The sequence below is a fragment of the Rothia sp. HMSC069C04 genome (assembly GCF_001812895.1).
Lineage (GTDB): Bacteria > Actinomycetota > Actinomycetes > Actinomycetales > Micrococcaceae > Rothia.
On the sequence record NZ_KV810742.1, the window covers coordinates 108541 to 125163 of the forward strand.

The window sequence follows — 16623 nt, forward strand, 5'->3', positions numbered from 1 at the left end:
ACCGCCATCGCGGCGGCGTAGGAGCGCGGGCGCAGACGGCACACACCATTCACAAACCCATAACTCATTGAAAGAGGTGGCAGCATGGCTGAACAGAACCTCACCCCGCCCGTACCGAAGAAGGTCGAGCACCGCCGCGAACATCACGGCGACGTCTTCATCGACCACTACGAATGGCTCCGCGACAAGGAAAGCGAAGAGGTCCTCAACTACCTCAAAGCAGAAGCCGAATACACCGAAGCTGTCACCGCAGACCAGCAGCCCCTCCGCGAGTCCATCTTCAACGAGATTAAGAACCGCACCCTGCTGTCGGATCTGACCGTCCCGAACCGTATCGGTGACTGGTGGTACTACAGCCGTATGGTACCCGGCGGCCAGTACCCCGTCTTCTACCGCTACCCCGCCCTGCACGAAGGCGACGAGGTGGTGCGCTACACCCCGCCGACCGTCACCCCCGGCGAGGTGCTCGAGGGTGAGGTCGTCATCCTCGACTGCAACGAATACGCCAAGGACATGGAGTTCTTCTCCCTCGGCAGCTTCCAGCCTGCACGTAACGGCAAGCTGCTGAGCATCTCCGTGGACGAGAAGGGCGACGAACGCTACGAGCAGCGCTTCCTCAACATGGAAACCGGCTCCTTCCTCGAAGACACCATCCCCAACATTGCGGCGGGCTCCTTCTTCATCAACCACGCCGAACAGCTCATCTACCTCGTGCCCGACGAGTCGTGGCGCCCCTGGCGTGTCTACGTGCACGACGTCGGGCAGGGCACCGAAGACCACCTGATCTACGAGGAACCGGACAACACCATGTGGCTCGGCGCCGCCATGAGCTCCGACCGTTCCTCCGTAGTCATCACCAGCTCCAACTCCGAGTACACGGAAGTGCGCCTCATCCCCACCCGCGAACCCAAGGGCGAGCCGACCCTGCTCATCCCCAAGAGCGCGGGCATCGAATACTATGCCGAGCCGCTCAACATTGCCGGCGAGCAGCACCTGCTGATTCAGCACGACTACAATGCGCTGAACTCCGAGCTGGTGCTTGCCGACATGCCGCGCGAAGGTGAAAGCCTCGAAGAGTACGCGCAGCGTTGGGTACCCGTCATCCGCCACAGCGAACACGTGCGCTTGGAGGGCTTCACCTTCACCGCAACGCACCTGGTCGTCACCGCCCGCGCGGACACCACCACCCGCATCTTCCTCGCACCGCGTGAGCAGCTGCCCATCCAGTGGCGCCGCCGCCGCCCCGCCGGCGTGACCTTCATGGAACCTGCCGGCTTCGACGAGGAACTGTACACCGCCTCCGTGCTGCGTGCGGAGAACTACTCCCCCGTGCTGCGCATCGCCTACACCTCGTACCTGACGCCGCGCCGCGTCTACGACTACTTCCCCATGTCGCAGACCCTGCTGCTGCGCCGTGAAACCCCGGTACTCGGCGGCTACAACCGTGAGGACTATCGTGCCTACCGCGACTGGGCACCGGCGGAGGACGGCACGCTCATCCCGATCTCGGTGATTCACCGCGCCGACCTGGACATGAGCAAGCCGCACCCGGTCATCCAGTACGGTTACGGCTCGTACGAGTCATCCATGGACCCGATGTTCTCCATCCCGATGCTGTCGATCCTGGACCGCAGCGTCATCTACGTCATTGCGCATATTCGCGGCGGCGGCGAGCTGGGCCGCTCCTGGTACCAGAACGGCAAGAAGCTCGCGAAGAAGAACACCTTCACCGACTTCGTGGACGTCACCAGCTACATTGCGGCTAAGCCGTGGGCTGATGAGGCGCGTATCGGCTGCTACGGCGGTAGCGCCGGCGGCCTGCTCATGGGCGCCGTGCTGAACCTCGCCCCCGAAAAGTACGCCGCCTGCCTGGCTGCCGTACCGTTCGTGGATGCGCTGACCACCATCCTCGACCCGGAGCTGCCGCTGTCGGCGATGGAGTGGGAAGAGTGGGGCAACCCGATTGAGGACCCGGAAGTGTACGCCTACATGAAGTCGTACACCCCGTACGAGAACATCCGCCCGGTCCGCTACCCGGCGATTGCTGCGGTGACGAGCCTGCACGACACCCGTGTGCTCTACGTGGAGCCTGCGAAGTGGGTTGCGGCGCTGCGTGAGCAGATTGACCCGTCGTCGCCGGTACCGCTGCTGAAGATTGACATGTCGGGCGGTCACGGTGGTGGTTCCGGCCGGTATACACGTTGGCGTGAGATCGCGTGGGATTACGCGTTCCTGATGAGCAACCTCGGCGTTACTGAGTAACACCCAGCAATAGAGAATGCTCCTTCTATATCTTGAAGATATGGAAGGAGCATTTCTCGTTATGGTACGTTGCGTTACTGGAGGGGCGGCGCTCATCCTCGTTCCTACAGGGGCACCCGCCCTCGCTTCGCTTCGGGCACCCTGATGTCACTACGGACGACACCGCCCCTCCACGCGACGTGCCAAACCTAGCCGGAGCGGGGTAGCTATACCCTCCGGAAGCGACATCAGGGTACCCTCTCGGGTGCTCTCCGCAGCGAAGCAAGGAAGGGCGGAGCGCCCGAGAGGGTGGGTTCCCCTGCAGGAGCGGAGGAAGGGTATAGCGTACCCACCCGCCCTGTAGGAACGAGGACGATAGCCGCTTTCCGCGCGGAACCGCGCATCTCGTGCAGAACAAGAGAGCACAAAAGAGGCGCCGCCTCCCACCTCGGGAGACAGCGCCTCTTTCGTTAGAGCCGGGTCAGCAGAAAAGCTTAGCCTTCCACGCCGCACTCAGCCAGAATCAGCTCACGCACGCGGGCGGCATCAGCCTGACCGCGGGTAGCCTTCATGACCTGACCGACGATAGCGCCAGCAGCCTGAACCTTACCGGCACGGATCTTGTCTGCAACGTCGGGCATTGCTGCCAGTGCTTCCTGAACGGCTGCGGTGAGCGCGCCGTCGTCGGAGACTACGGCGAGGCCGCGTGCCTCAACGATTTCGGCGGGGGTGCCTTCACCGGCGAGGACAAACTCGAGCACCTGGCGGGCAATCTTGTCGTTGATCTTGCCTTCGGAGATGAGCGCTTCGAGGGCGACCACGGTTGCGGGCTCCACGCCGAGGGCGGTGAGCTCAACTTCAGCCTGCTTTGCGCGGCGGGCAATCTCGCCCATCCACCACTTGCGGGCTGCTGCTGCGGTTGCGCCTGCGGCGACGGTCTCTTCGATGACGTCGAGTGCGCCGGCGTTGACGACGTCGCGGAACTCTTCGTCGGAGTAGCCCCACTCACCCTTGAGGCGGCGGCGGCGCTCTGCCGGGGGTTCGGGCAGTTCGGCGCGCAGACGCTCAATCCACTCGCTGTTGGTGACGACCGGTACGAGGTCCGGTTCGGGGAAGTAGCGGTAGTCGTCAGCGTCGGACTTGGGGCGACCCGAGGAGGTTTCCCGGGTATCTTCGTGCCAGTGGCGGGTCTCCTGGGTGACCTTTTCGCCGCGTTCGAGGATCGCTGCGTGGCGGCGAATCTCGTAGCGGACGGCTCGCTCGACGGAACGGAGGGAGTTCACGTTCTTGGTTTCGGAGCGGGTGCCGAACTTCTCTGCGCCCTTGGGCATGAGGGAGACGTTGGCGTCGCAGCGGACGTTACCGCGTTCCATGCGGGCGTCGGAGATGCCGAGGGAGCGTACGATGTCGCGGATTGCGGCAACGTAGGCGCGTGCCAGTTCGGGTGCGCGTTCGCCAGCACCGACGATGGGTCGGGTGACGATTTCGATCAGGGGCACGCCTGCGCGGTTGTAGTCGACCAGGGAGGAGGTTGCACCCTGGATTCGGCCGTCTGCGCCACCGACGTGGGTGAGCTTGCCTGCGTCTTCTTCCATGTGGGCGCGCTCAATTTCGACGGTGAAGATGGTGCCGTCTTCGAGCTCAACGTCCAGGGAGCCGTTTTCCGCGATGGGGCCGCCAGCCTGGGAGGTCTGGAAGTTCTTCGGGGAGTCCGGGTAGAAGTAGTTCTTGCGGGCGAAGTAGGACTTGTCTGCAATCTCGCAGCCCAGTGCCAGGCCGAGCTTGATGGCGGACTCAACAGCGGTCTTGTTCACCATGGGCAGCGCGCCGGGCAGGCCAAGCGATACGGGGGTGACGTTGGTGTTGGGTTCGTCGCCGAACTCGTTGGGTGCGGAGTCGAACATCTTGGTCTTGGTGTTCAGTTCGACGTGCACCTCGAAGCCGAGGACCGGGTCGTACTTTTCGATGGCTTCTTCGAAGCTGAGGACTTCTTCACTCATTACTTGGTTCCCCCAAAGTCAAAGTCGCGGATCAGAGTTTCGGTGTCGGGCAGGCTCTTGTAGAGCGGTGCGCCCCATTTTGCGGTGAGCAGTTCTTCCAGTGCTGCGCCGACGCGGTAGAGGCGTGCGTCTTCGCGTGCGGGTGCGGTGAACTGGATGCCGACGGGCAGGTTGTTCTCTTCGGAGAGGCCGCCGGGCAGGGAGAGCGCCGGGACGCCTGCCAGGTTGACGGGCACGGTTGCGACGTCGCCCAGGTACATTGCCATGGGGTCGCCTTCGGTCTTCTCGCCGAGCTTGAACGCGGTGGAGGGCGCGGTCGGGGAGATGAGCACGTCGCACTTTTCGAATGCTGCCGCGTAGTCGCGCTGGATGAGGGTGCGTACGCGCAGTGCGGCGCCGTAGTAGGCGTCGAAGTTACCTGCGGACAGTGCGTAGGTGCCGAGGATGATGCGGCGCTTGACCTCGTGGCCGAAACCTGCGGAGCGGGTTGCGGACATGACGCGTTCGATGGTGACGGGGCCGTCTTCGGGTACGACGCGCAGGCCGTAGCGGACGCCGTCGTAGCGTGCCAGGTTGGAGGACACCTCGGAGGACATGATCATGTAGTAGGCGCTGATGGCTTCGGTGACGGAGGGCAGGGAGACCTCGATGATCTCTGCGCCTGCGGCACGCAGCTCTTCGACGGATTCGCGGAAGCGTGCGAGGACGCCTGCTTCGAAGCCTTCGCCGTTGCCGCCACCGAGTTCCTTGATGACGCCGATGCGCAGGCCGGACAGGTCGCCCTTGCGTGCGGCTTCTGCGCCTGCCTTGGCTTCTTCAACGAAGTTGCCGGGCTCATCGGGCAGGGAGGTTGCGTCGAGCGGGTCGTGGCCTGCGATTGCTTCGTGGAGCAGTGCGGTGTCCAGGACGGTGCGGGCGACGGGGCCTACCTGGTCGAGGGAGGACGCCATGGCGATGACGCCGTAACGGGAGACGGAGCCGTAGGTGGGCTTGACGCCGACGCTACCGGTCAGTGCTGCGGGCTGGCGGATGGAGCCACCGGTGTCGGTGCCGAGCGCCAGGGGTGCCTGGAAGGCGGTGACGGCTGCTGCGGAGCCGCCGCCGGAGCCGCCGGGTGCGCGGTCGAGTGCCCAGGGGTTGCGTACTACGCCGAATGCGGAGTGCTCGTTGGAGGAGCCCATTGCGAATTCGTCGAGGTTGGTCTTGCCGAGGATGGGCATGCGTGCTTCGCGGACCTTGCGGGTGACGGTACCGTCGTAGGGGCTCATCCAGCCTTCGAGCATGCGCGATGCTGCGGTGGTGGGCTGGCCCTTGGTGACGATGAGGTCCTTGACGGCGATGGGTACGCCTGCGAGCGGGGGCAGTTCCTTGCCTGCTGCGCGGTCTGCGTCCACTGCTGCTGCGGTGGCGAGTGCTTCTTCGGCGTTGATGTGCAGGAAGGCGTTGAGACCGTTCTTGCCGTCTGCTCGGTTGTCGCTCAGGGGTGCGCCGTCGGTGGCTGCGATGCGGTCCAGGTGTGCCTGGGTGAGCTCGACGGAGGTGATTTCGCCGGATGCGAGCTTTTCTGCTGCTTCTGCGGCGGTGAGCTGGATCAGTTCGTTCACTTGGTTGTTCTCCTCTTAGTCTTCGTCGAGGATTGCCGGCACGCGGAACTTGCCGTCCTGTGCGTCGGGGGCGCCGGAGAGCGCCTCTTCCTGGGTGAGGGTGGTGACGGGTACGTCTTCACGGAAGACGTTCTCGAGGGGGATGGGGTGGCTGGTCGCGGGGATGTCGGCAGTTGCTTTCTGCGACATGGTCTCAACGGATGCGACGATGACGTCCAGCTCAGACGCCATCGCGGTGAGTTCTTCATCGGTCATCTCAATGAGTGCCAGCGATGCCAGGTGCTTTACCTGTTCAAAGGTGATGGCAGACATGGTTCTCCCGTAGTTTGTTTTCTTGTCTCTTCTCTAGTGTAGTGGAGGTTGCGTTTTCCGTCTCATTGGGGGTTGGAGGGTTTACCTGCTGGTTTGCGTGTTCAGGCGGTGTTCTTCTCCCCTGTTTTCGGGTTAAATGCTCAACGCCCCGCTCCTCGTGTGAGGTGCGGGGCGTTGGGCTACAACGTGTCCACGTTACGCTTGAGGGTTAATCCTTAGGCGGGGATGGTCAGAACCTGGCCGGGGAAGATCAGGTCAACGTTGTAGATGATGTCGGTGTTCGCAGCTGCGATTGCCTGGTAGCCGCCTGCAACGCCGAGCTTTGCAGCAATCAGCGAGAGGGAGTCACCGGGAACCACGGTGTAGGTGCCTGCTGCAGCCTTGGGAGCTGCTGCTACGGGAGCCTCAACTGCCGGTGCTGCTGCGGGAGCTGCGGGAGCCTCAACTGCGGGTGCAGCGGGTGCTACCGGTGCAGCGGGAGCTGCTGCGGGTGCCTCAACTGCTGCGGGTGCAGCCTGAGCTGCAGGAGCTGCGGGTGCAACCTGTGCCGCGGGAGCGGTGTAGGTCTGCTGGGTCTGCGACTGTGCAGCCACGGTGGTGGTGGGCTCAGTGTAGGTGGGAGCTGCGCCGGTCTTGCCGTAGAGGCCAAGCTTAGCGGAGCATGCGGGCCATGCGCCCCAGCCCTGGATAGCGAGCAGACGCTCGCCAGCCTCGATCTGCTGTGCACGGGAAGCGGTCGCGGGGGAGCCGGACATGCCGACGCCGTTCCAGGACTGCTGGGTGAACTGCAGACCGCCGTAGAAGCCGTTACCGGTGTTGATGGACCAGTTGCCACCGGACTCGCACTGTGCCAGTGCGTCCCAGGTAGCACCGTCTACTGCGTTTGCAGCGGGCATCGACATGGTAGCTGCTACAGCGCCACCGATGGCGAGAGCTGCTGCGGTACGACGAATGGAAGTGTTCTTCATAATGCTCCTTGGGGCCGTCCCCGCTCGTTCCGTCCCCGGAACTCTAGCGCGCCGCCGCTCACCCTTTGATAACGAAGTAGGTTACTCATATTCTGGCTCTACCATGTGAGCGGCTCTCCACCGATTTCATGTCACCGTGAGCGATTCTGCACTTATGTGCGGAATCCGGGTGGCACTTCCTCGATGGGGACGTGCGGTAGAACCGGGCATCGTTTCAAGCATTCCAAGCTTGAAACCACACAGGTGATTCTCTTGCAAGAATCCATCTGGTCTCAAAGATAGCCGAGGTTTTTTATGATTCCAACCCGATTTCAAGTTCACAGCGAACGTCCCGGGTTCTCCCAGGGTTCTTCCAGGTTAAAAGTGCAGGAAACATTATTTAAGACCTTGAGCCCCGCGCGCCTTAAGGGTTTTTCCCCGGAATTTCGGGGTTTTCTAGGGGTTTAACTCGGATGCGCTCCCCTGCTGAGTTTTCCAATTCGGGGTTGATGGGCGCCACCTTTAAGGGTTTTGAACAGCGTGTAAATATTTTTTAAATATTTCTTCGCTTTGGGAGTGTTTTAAGGCGCTTCCGCCTTAAAAGCTGTGGTAATTATAAATGCCAGAAATTGGCATTCAGACCCTGAAGCACGCACTCCAGAGCCTGAATGCTCTATATATTGCAGGGGTCAGATTCAGGTGCCCCCACTACCGGGTCTACTCGGCGGTAGCCTCAACAGCCTCCGGACCACCCTCGAGCAGGGCGGTGAAGCCCTCCTCATCCAGTACCTTCAGGCCCAGCTGCTGAGCCTTATCCAGCTTCGAGCCGGCGTTCGCGCCAGCAACCACAAAGTGGGTCCTCTTAGATACAGAACCGGATGCCTTACCGCCGCGAGCAATAATGGCTTCCTTCGCACCGTCACGGGTGTAACCGTTCAGCGTGCCGGTCACGACCACGGTCAAGCCCTCCAGGGTGCGCGCCACGGACTCGTCACGAGTATCTTCCATGCGCACACCGGCGGCAGCCCAGGAGTCCACCACCTCGGCGTGCCAGTCCTCAGCGAACCACTCAATAATAGAGTCGGCAATCGTGGTGCCCACACCGTCCACAGCGGCAAGGCGTTCACGGTTAGCCTCGCGGATCGCCTGCATCGAACCGAACTCCGCGGCGAGCGCGCGGGCAGCGGTCGGACCCACGTGGCGAATCGAGAGGGCAACCAGCACGCGCCACAGCGGCTGCTGTTTTGCCTTCTCCAGCTCGGCGAAGAGGTTCAGCGTATTCTTCGTGGGCTTCGGCTCGGGGCGTGCCTTGGTCGGCTTGGTGTAGAAGTAGGGCACGCGCTCCATCTTTCCGGTGCCCACGCCCTTGACCTTCTTCTCACGCTCGATGGTGACCTCGCGCAGGTCCTCAATGTTGAGGCTGAACAGGTGCGCCTCGCTCGTTAGCGGAGGAGTATCTGGGGTTGCGGGGCTGGTGAGTGCCTTTGCTGCTTCGAAGCCGAGCGCCTCAATGTCGAAGGCGCCGCGGCTTGCCGCATAGTACACGCGCTCGGTCAGCTGCGCCGGGCAGGAGCGCGGGTTCGTGCAGCGCAGGTCCACGTCACCTTCCTTGCCGGGGGCAAGGGGCGAGCCGCAGGAGGGGCATTCGCTAGGCATGACGAACTCTCGTTCGGTGCCGTCACGGAGGGCAACCACGGGGGCAACAATCTCGGGGATCACGTCGCCTGCCTTGCGCAGCACCACGGTGTCACCGATGAGCACGCCCTTAGCTTTGACCACGTCCTGGTTGTGCAGGGTGGCGCGTTCGACGGTCGAGCCGGAGACGAACACGGGCTCCATGACGCCGTAGGGGGTCACGCGGCCGGTGCGTCCCACGTCCACGCGGATGTCCAGCAGCTTGGTGTGCACCTCTTCGGGCGGGTACTTGTACGCCACCGCCCAGCGCGGCACACGGGAGGTGTAGCCCAGCTGAGCCTGGGTCGCGAAGTCGTTGACCTTAATGACGATGCCGTCGATTTCGTGCACCAGGGAGTGGCGCTGCTCGCCGTACTTATTAATGAAGTCGAACACCGCCTCGGTGTTATCGGCGATTTCGCTGTAGGGGCTCACGGGCAGACCCCAGGAGGCGAGCAGGTCGTAAGTCTCGTACTGAGTGGCAATGTCCAGGCCGGTGCGCGAACCGATGCCGTGCACGTACATGCTCAGCGGGCGCGAGGCGGTAATCGCCGCATCCTTCTGGCGCAGCGAGCCTGCCGCGGCGTTACGCGGGTTCGCAAAGGGGTTCTTACCTGCGGCAATCATGGACTCGTTGAGCTTCTCAAAATCAGCGGAAGAGATGAACACTTCGCCGCGGATTTCAATCTCCTCGGGGTGGTTCTCGCCGGTCAGCTGCTGCGGGATGCTCGCAATGGTGCGCACGTTGTGGGTGACGTCTTCACCGGTGGTGCCGTCGCCGCGGGTTGCCGCGCGTACGAGGGTACCGTTGCGGTAGAGCAGATTCACCGCCAGGCCGTCAATCTTCAGCTCGGTCAGCCACTGCGGTGCGCTACCGGTGAGGTTCCGGGTGTTCTCTTCGGTCTTGGTCAACCAGGTGCATAGCTCCTCGAAGGAGAAGACGTCCTCGAGGGAGTACATGCGCTGCAGGTGGGTGACGGGCGCGAAAGCTTCGATGGCTTCGCCGCCGACTTCCTGGGTGGGCGAGTCGTTCGCGATTAGGTGCGGGTGCTCCGCCTCGATGATTTCGAGGCGGCGGTAGAGCGCATCGTACTCGGCGTCAGAGAGGAAGGGCGCGTCCTCGTTGTAGTAGGCGCGGCGGGCGGCACGAATCTTATCGGTCAGTTCCGCGTACTCGGCGCGCAGGGCCTCGGTAATCTCCGCAGTGTTTTCTGCGGCGTTTTCTGCGGGGCTCTCTGCTCGAGTCTCGGCGGGGGCAGTCTGCTGGGGGGTGTTGTTCTCAGTCACCCGTCCAGTCTAGCGTTTTTGCTCCGCCTCTCCCCTATCGCTCGTCATATTGCTCGGGTTCCGCCAGCGTAAACACTGGCGTAAGAACACTGTAGCTACTTCCCGGATCGCGCTTCCTTAGTTTCTGTGCGCGGATACAGTTCACCCCCGCCTCCTACAGGCACTCGCACGAGTACCCGAAGAGAGCGGGGGGTGAATCATAAGGTATGAAGTTTAGGCTTCGAGTTTAGGCCTCGACAGCGTCAGCAACAATCACGGTAATGTTGTCGCGGCCGCCCGATCGCAACGCCTCGTGCTGGAGCACGTCAGCGGCGTCCTGCGGGTGGCGGATCGAGGTGAGTACGCGTGCCATGTATTCGTGCGAAAGCTCACCGGAAAGACCATCGGAGCAGAGCATCAGGCGGTCACCGGCGCGGGCGGGCAGAACCCAGAAGTCCGGTTCCCAGTAGTTGCCGGTACCCAGCGCGCGGGTAATCACGTTGCGGCGCGGGTGGGTCAGCGCCTCCAGGGCGGTAATCTGACCCTCGTCAACCAGGTACTGCACCTCGGAGTGGTCAGTGGTGACCTGCTCCAGCGAGGCGGCCCCTTCAGCGCCGGGCAGCTTCTCCATGGCGGAGTGGTGAATACCCTCGTCCTCACGCAGCAGGCGGTAGGTTCGGGAGTCACCCACGTTGAAAATAACCCACAGGTTACGGTCACCGATGCTGGTCAGCCAGGCGCCGGTGACGGTCGTGCCGCCGGCGCGGGAGAGCGCCTGCTTAATTTCTTCGTTGGTTTCGCCAAGGATATCGTGCAGGCGGTTCAGGGTGCCCACGATTTCATTGTTAAGCAGGGTGTTTGCGCGGCGACGGCGCTTGGCGGGGTCGGATTCGTCAATGGCGGCGAGGCGTTCAGCGTAGGCCTGCTGCTCCTCTTCGCTACGGCCACCGGGCATGGTGAAGAAGGGCGAGTAGGCAAGCTGACGCACGCACAGACGCGATGCTACTTCGCCGGCTTCGTGGCCTCCCATGCCGTCCGCGACCACGCAAAGGGAACCGGCGACGACCATCGAATCTTCGTTATTTTCTCGATGTGCGCCGCGGTGCGTTGCACCACCGGTACGTAGTTTCAGTTCAGTCATGAGAGGTCTATCTCCATTGTGTAGTTCGCGCGACGAGTCACCGCCACGGGGTCTACGTTACCAAAGCTTCTAACGTTTCGCGTCCCTTGAGAGGTGAGAGTATAGCGATTTCCCACCTGTCGGAGCGTGTTTGCTGTCTCATTATCGGTCAGCACGGTACCCGGTTCAGCGAGGGAGACCAGGCGCGCAGCCAGGTTCACGCTGGAGCCGTACACGTCGCCGCGGTTAGCCAGAACCTCGCCCCAAATGAAGGCGACGCGGGCTTCCGGTAGCTGCGGGTCGGCGCCGATCTTTTCGGAGAGCTGCAGGCTAATTTCTGCGATAGTGTCCGGGGTTTCGGTGAGGAAGAAGACTTCGTCACCGAGAGTCTTAATAATGCGACCGCCCAGGGGCGCAATAACGTCCAGGCAACTCTGCTCAAAGTGGTTGATGAGCTGAGAAAGAGCCGCCGCGTCTAGGTTACGTACCAGGGAGGTGTACGAGACCAGATCCACGAATCCTACACCACGCACCAAGGGCAGGCGGGAGAGGCCGGAGGTGGTCACGTTGTTTTCGCGCAATCCCAGGCGCAGGATTCCGGCGTACATCTGGCGACGGTATGCGTAGAGCGCCAGACGCTCGAGAACCTCAAGGTAGCGTGGGAAGTCTTTGAGGAGCTTGCGGCGGGCATCATTATCGCTGAGGTTTTCGGTGACCATGATGTTGTGCACGAGCGCCTCAATCTGCCAGGCGACGGTACGGTCGGTCAGTTGACCTTCAGCGCGCACGAGGGATGCCACATATTCCATGCGAATGTCGCCGTCTGCGTCCAACTTCTGCAGGTCGGCGAGCATCTGCACGTCTGTTTCAGTGAAGTAGGGCGAGTGGTTGGCAATTGTCGGGAAGCCTATATTGTGCCAGATACGCTGGGCGGTTTCGAGGGGAAGTCCGGCGCATTCTGCGGCTTCTACGGGGGTGTAGCGGCGCCCCTGTCCCAGGAGCGACTTTTCGAGGGCTCGGATTCCCGCCTTGGATTCCTCGTCGCGGTAGATATTGTTCTGGGCGAGGTTCTGCAGAATTTTGAGGTTCAGCATTTGGGTTTCGGGGCCCATGGTGGCGCCGGTACCCTGCGGAGAGTGCGCAGGTTCATGGTGGTCTGCCGTGCTCATTGCCGCTGCCGCTCCTTTCATATCTGCCGGATCATCTGTTCTGTCGTGCGGATGCGCTGGCGTGTGCCGTGCGTCGATTGTGCACTGCTTCACTGTATAGCGCCTTGTTAATATACCCCCCACTGCGGTGTTTTGGGCGTCAAAGCGCCCGCACCCAAAGATATTTTAGTGGAGTAATTCACATTTAAGAATACTCTAATCCGCATTTTTTCGGCAGATTTAGGCGCCGGGTTAGGCTCTGAGCCAACCGGTCCACCCTCCTTATAGTGGGCGGACGCACCCCAGAGAGGGCTAGATATAGCGGGAACGCAGGGCGTAGTAGTCGCGTCGAGCGGATTTAATTTCTTTTTCAAAACGCTTGGGTTCAGGAACATAGGTCAGACGGTGGTGCGCTCCGCGGCAGACCACATACACGGACCCATAGCCCAACCAGGCACCCGGTCCGCGTTGTTTTACCCAGCGCTCCCCCATGGAATCCAAGTAGAGGGATTCGTCTCCGGTTCGGGTCATCACGCCACGGCGAACCACGAGCCGGTGCGTGGTCAGCAGGTAGGAGGTAGTTGCCCAACGCCATGCGGTACGCACCGCTCCGAGAACGGTACCAACCGCACACATCATGCCGAGAGTCCACAGAATCGGTGAGGACCGTGCCGTGGAGGCAAAGGTTGAGGCGGCGATAGCAACCAGCAGGTAGGCGAGCGCGGGCAGCAGAGCACCGTAGTGCTGTCGGGTGGCGATGATGACATGCTCACCGGGGTTGAGTTTTCCGCGCAGGCGCATGGTGTTCCTTAGCTGTGCTGGTTGTTATATTCCGGCTGGAGGCGCCGGTTGAGGTGGTGTGGGTTGATGCAGTTTCCGTGCTGGGCAGAAATTTTATGGGCTGAAATTTTAGGGGTTGGTTCTAGTGTGCCTGCTGAAAATCTCCGTAGCTACCGTTGGCGGGGCGAAGATGCTCAATATCGCCCACCGCGTAGGGCTCTATGGTTCCGTCCTCGCGGCGAATGAGGATGCGCCCCTGCCCGTCGAGGTCTTCGGCAATGCCATCTACGGTGCTTCCGTCGGGCAGGCTCATGCGCACGCTGGCTCCGAGGGTTGCGGTGGAGGCGCGTGCCTGGTCGAGCAGGCTGATGCTCTGTGGGTTGAGGGGGTCGGGGTTGAGGGGGTCGGGGCGTTCGGGGTCACCGCCGGCGCGCACGAAGGCGCGGTAGCGGCGGGCGAAGATGCTCAAGAGTCGGGTGAGCACCTCGGAGGAGTCAACCACGGCACCGGTGCACAGGCTCAGGCTGGTGGCGGTGGGTACGGGCAGCTGTTCAGCGGACATGTTCGTGTTCTGGCCGATACCCACAATGATGCTGCGCTGCCCCTCGGTGGAGCCGCTTTCGGGAACGAGCTGGGCGAGGATTCCGCAGCCCTTAGCCCCCTGCGCGATGACGTCATTGGGCCATTTGAGGGCGGCATCCACGCCGTAGCTGCGCCAAATATCGACCACGCTGAGCCCGGCGATGAGGGTCAGCCAGTGGTAGCTGTCTTCGGGTAGTTCTCGGGCGAGAGGGTCTGTGGAGGCGTGCGGGCGCACCACGATACTTGCGGCGAGGCAGGCCCCGGGAGGGGCGGTCCAGGCTCGGGCGAGGCGGCCGCGTCCGGCGCTTTGGTAGAGGCTGGCGTAGACGGAGAGCTCGCCGAGCTGTTCGCGTTCGGGGTCGGTGCCGTCCATGAGTAGTTCGCGGGCGCGGGTGGTGGTGGAGTCGACTTCATCGTAGAGGTTGACGCTACAGTACCCGGTTTCCATTGCGATGGTGCGGATGCGCGGCGCATCCAAAACCGAATGATCGCTCTCGATGTGCATGTTCTTCTCCATAGCTTGCGCCTTTCCACTCTGTCCGAAACTACTCTGCAGTATGCCGACCCTCTTTCAGCTCACCGTCGAAACCTGCCAGCTTCTACCGAGTCGCACTGGTTTCTCACCATATCAATTTCTTGCCGCCGGTGATGCCCGCCCGGTGCCCGAGACGGTACATTAGACAGTGAGGGTGCATCAAGCACCGACCGGCTGCGGAGGTTCCTCCGCCCTGCTCGAAAGAAGACCGCTATGGCTTATTACGCAATTACTTATGTTTACGCAGCTCCCGAGGAGCAGGCGAAGTACCGTCCGGCTCACCGCGAGTACCTTGGTTCGCAGATTGAGGCGGGCAACCTGATCGTTTCCGGTCCCCTGCTGGACGGCGAGACCCCCGCTGGCGCTCTGCTGATTGCAAAGGTCGACTCCGTTGAGGCAGCTGAGAAGCTGGTTGCTGGCGACCCTATGAACATTGGTGGCGCGGTTCTGTCTCACACCATCACCGAGTGGAACCCGGTCCTGGGCACCATCTAAATTTCGCAAAGCTAAAGTAGCTTGAACCCCCTTTTCGCTGGTATGGATTGCCGGCGCGAGAGGGGGTTTTCTGCATCGTGTCTCTGCGCTCTAGATGCCTCTTCAGCGCTCTTCGCGCATCATTGCGGGCGGTGCGTGCATAAAAGTGTATCTAGTGTTGATATTCTGGCTTCTCATCTGGCATATGTGCGCTAGTTCGCACTATAGTTGAAAGATATGCACATTGTTCAAGAGTGCTCTTCGGGGCACCTGAGCACCCTATCACCGCAACCACTGGCTCCCGACAATCGGGTGGAGCAGGAACGAGGAATAATGTCCGAGAACCTCCAGCAGGATTTTGACTTGAGCACCACCGCCGGTAAGCTCGCTGATTTTTATGCACGTCGAGAGCGCAGCTTCGCGCCCAGCGGTGAGGCAGCTATTGAGAAGCAGCACGCACGCGGCAAGAACACCGCCCGCGAGCGCATCGACATGCTTCTGGACGAGGGTTCTTTCGTAGAGTTTGACGCCCTCGCCCGCCACCGCACCACCGCATTCGGCATGGAGGCGAAGAAGCCTCTGGGTGACGGTTTGGTCTCCGGTTACGGCACCGTGGACGGTCGCCTGGTTGCCGTGTATTCGCAGGACTTCACCGTTTACGGTGGTTCTCTCTCGCAGGTGAACGGCGAGAAGATTGTGAAGGTGCAGAAGTTCGCTCTGAAGAACGGCTGCCCGGTTATCGGCATTAACGATGGTGGTGGCGCCCGTATTCAGGAGGGCGTGGCTTCCCTGGCGATGTTTGCCGATATTTTCCGCATGAACGTGCGCGCCTCCGGTGTGGTTCCGCAGATTTCTGTCATTATGGGCCCCTGCGCTGGCGGTGCCGCGTACTCCCCCGCTCTGACTGACTACATCATCATGGTGGATAAGACTTCGCACATGTTCATCACCGGCCCGGACGTCATTAAGACCGTGACCGGTGAGGATGTGGACATGGAAACCCTGGGCGGTGCGCGTCAGCACAACTCTGTGACCGGCACCAGCACCTACCTGGCTGAGGATGAGGAAGACGCTTTCGACTTTGTGCGTGAGCTCCTCGAGTTCCTGCCCTCGAACAACCTTGCCGAGCCCCTGCCCCTGGAGCATGACCAGGAGCCCGTGGTAACCGTAGACGATTTGGATTTGGATACTCTCATCCCGGATTCGGCAAACCAGCCTTATGACATGCGCGCGGTCATTGAGTCCGTGGTCGATGACGGCCACTTCCTGGAGATGCAGGCGCTGTACGCCCCGAACGTGATGATTGGTTACGCCCGCGTTGAGGGCCGCACGGTCGGTATTGTGGCGAACCAGCCGATGCAGTTCGCCGGCTGCCTGGACATTTCTGCATCCGAGAAGGCTGCCCGCTTCGTGCGTCATTGCGATGCGTTCAACATTCCGATTCTGACTTTTGTGGATGTTCCCGGCTTCCTGCCCGGCACCGATCAGGAGTTCAACGGCATTATTCGCCGCGGCGCTAAGCTACTCTACGCTTACGCGGAGGCGACCGTTCCGCTGGTTACCGTCATTACCCGTAAGGCGTACGGCGGTGCGTACATTGTGATGGGTTCGAAGAAGCTGGGTGCCGATATTAACCTGGCGTGGCCCACCGCTCAGATTGGTGTGATGGGCGCTCAGGGTGCGGTGAATATTCTGTACCGTCGTGAGCTGGCGGCTCTGGCAGCTGAGGGTGGCGATGTTGAGGCTCGCCGCGCTGAGCTGATCACCAAGTATGAGGAAGAGCTGCTGAACCCGTACCAGGCTGCCGAGTTGGGTTACATTGACGAGGTGATTGCCCCGAGCGAGACTCGCGTGCGCATTATTTCTTCGCTGCGTGCCCTGCACGATAAGCGTGCGGCAACCCCGGCAAAGAAGCACGGCAACATCCCGCTGTAGGCTTC

At 61.7% G+C, this 16623-nt stretch carries 12 protein-coding genes; 3 read left to right on the forward strand and 9 right to left on the reverse strand.

Annotated elements, in window-relative coordinates; translation table 11 throughout:
• Positions 1 to 84: 84 nt before the first annotated feature.
• Positions 85 to 2262, forward strand: coding sequence for a S9 family peptidase (locus HMPREF2879_RS05600; protein ID WP_070634996.1), 2178 nt, complete (start codon positions 85 to 87; stop codon positions 2260 to 2262).
• A 473-nt stretch (positions 2263 to 2735) separates the two neighbouring features.
• Here the strand turns inward: HMPREF2879_RS05600 and gatB are convergent, their stop codons facing one another.
• From gatB to HMPREF2879_RS05645, 9 genes are all read right to left on the reverse strand, one after another.
• Positions 2736 to 4241, reverse strand: a complete 1506-nt coding sequence (gatB, locus tag HMPREF2879_RS05605) for an Asp-tRNA(Asn)/Glu-tRNA(Gln) amidotransferase subunit GatB (protein ID WP_049341656.1) — start codon at positions 4239 to 4241, stop codon at positions 2736 to 2738.
• On the reverse strand, positions 4241 to 5845 hold the full coding sequence (gatA, locus tag HMPREF2879_RS05610; RefSeq protein ID WP_070634997.1) for an Asp-tRNA(Asn)/Glu-tRNA(Gln) amidotransferase subunit GatA: 1605 nt from the start codon (positions 5843 to 5845) through the stop codon (positions 4241 to 4243). Before gatA ends, gatB begins: the two co-directional genes overlap by 1 nt.
• A gap of 15 nt (positions 5846 to 5860) precedes the next feature.
• Positions 5861 to 6157, reverse strand: a complete 297-nt coding sequence (gene gatC / locus HMPREF2879_RS05615) for an Asp-tRNA(Asn)/Glu-tRNA(Gln) amidotransferase subunit GatC (protein WP_005507016.1) — start codon at positions 6155 to 6157, stop codon at positions 5861 to 5863.
• A 215-nt stretch (positions 6158 to 6372) separates the two neighbouring features.
• Positions 6373 to 7125, reverse strand: coding sequence for a transglycosylase family protein (locus HMPREF2879_RS05620; protein WP_070634998.1), 753 nt, complete (start codon positions 7123 to 7125; stop codon positions 6373 to 6375).
• Between the two features lie 696 nt (positions 7126 to 7821).
• Entirely contained in the window at positions 7822 to 10065 is a 2244-nt protein-coding gene (ligA, locus tag HMPREF2879_RS05625; RefSeq protein ID WP_070634999.1) for an NAD-dependent DNA ligase LigA, read from the reverse strand.
• A gap of 226 nt (positions 10066 to 10291) precedes the next feature.
• Positions 10292 to 11185, reverse strand: coding sequence for a PP2C family protein-serine/threonine phosphatase (locus tag HMPREF2879_RS05630; protein ID WP_012903977.1), 894 nt, complete (start codon positions 11183 to 11185; stop codon positions 10292 to 10294).
• On the reverse strand, positions 11182 to 12333 hold the full coding sequence (locus HMPREF2879_RS05635) for an adenylate/guanylate cyclase domain-containing protein (protein WP_049345199.1): 1152 nt from the start codon (positions 12331 to 12333) through the stop codon (positions 11182 to 11184). Before HMPREF2879_RS05635 ends, HMPREF2879_RS05630 begins: the two co-directional genes overlap by 4 nt.
• Positions 12334 to 12624: 291 nt before the next feature.
• On the reverse strand, positions 12625 to 13113 hold the full coding sequence (locus HMPREF2879_RS05640; RefSeq protein WP_070635000.1) for a PH domain-containing protein: 489 nt from the start codon (positions 13111 to 13113) through the stop codon (positions 12625 to 12627).
• 121 nt (positions 13114 to 13234) lie between these two features.
• The gene (locus HMPREF2879_RS05645) at positions 13235 to 14191 is read right to left on the reverse strand and encodes a biotin--[acetyl-CoA-carboxylase] ligase (RefSeq protein WP_070635001.1); all 957 of its coding nucleotides are present in this window, start codon (positions 14189 to 14191) and stop codon (positions 13235 to 13237) included.
• Between the two features lie 231 nt (positions 14192 to 14422).
• On the opposite strand from HMPREF2879_RS05645, the gene HMPREF2879_RS05650 reads away from it, so the two are divergent.
• Positions 14423 to 14704: a YciI family protein gene (locus HMPREF2879_RS05650; RefSeq protein ID WP_049341641.1), complete on the forward strand. Its 282-nt coding sequence runs from the start codon at positions 14423 to 14425 to the stop codon at positions 14702 to 14704.
• A gap of 312 nt (positions 14705 to 15016) precedes the next feature.
• A complete protein-coding gene (locus tag HMPREF2879_RS05655; RefSeq protein WP_070635002.1) occupies positions 15017 to 16618 on the forward strand; it encodes an acyl-CoA carboxylase subunit beta in 1602 nt (533 codons plus the stop codon).
• Positions 16619 to 16623: the final 5 nt, after the last annotated feature.

Coding starts and splice junctions, on each gene's coding strand:
- HMPREF2879_RS05635 (WP_049345199.1), bottom strand. CDS start 12,333: ATGAGCACGGCAGACCACCATGAACCTGCGCACTCTCCGCAGGGTACC.
- gatB (WP_049341656.1), bottom strand. CDS start 4,241: ATGAGTGAAGAAGTCCTCAGCTTCGAAGAAGCCATCGAAAAGTACGAC.
- HMPREF2879_RS05600 (WP_070634996.1), top strand. CDS start 85: ATGGCTGAACAGAACCTCACCCCGCCCGTACCGAAGAAGGTCGAGCAC.
- HMPREF2879_RS05620 (WP_070634998.1), bottom strand. CDS start 7,125: ATGAAGAACACTTCCATTCGTCGTACCGCAGCAGCTCTCGCCATCGGT.
- gatC (WP_005507016.1), bottom strand. CDS start 6,157: ATGTCTGCCATCACCTTTGAACAGGTAAAGCACCTGGCATCGCTGGCA.
- HMPREF2879_RS05645 (WP_070635001.1), bottom strand. CDS start 14,191: ATGGAGAAGAACATGCACATCGAGAGCGATCATTCGGTTTTGGATGCG.
- HMPREF2879_RS05630 (WP_012903977.1), bottom strand. CDS start 11,185: ATGACTGAACTGAAACTACGTACCGGTGGTGCAACGCACCGCGGCGCA.
- HMPREF2879_RS05655 (WP_070635002.1), top strand. CDS start 15,017: ATGTCCGAGAACCTCCAGCAGGATTTTGACTTGAGCACCACCGCCGGT.
- HMPREF2879_RS05650 (WP_049341641.1), top strand. CDS start 14,423: ATGGCTTATTACGCAATTACTTATGTTTACGCAGCTCCCGAGGAGCAG.
- HMPREF2879_RS05640 (WP_070635000.1), bottom strand. CDS start 13,113: ATGCGCCTGCGCGGAAAACTCAACCCCGGTGAGCATGTCATCATCGCC.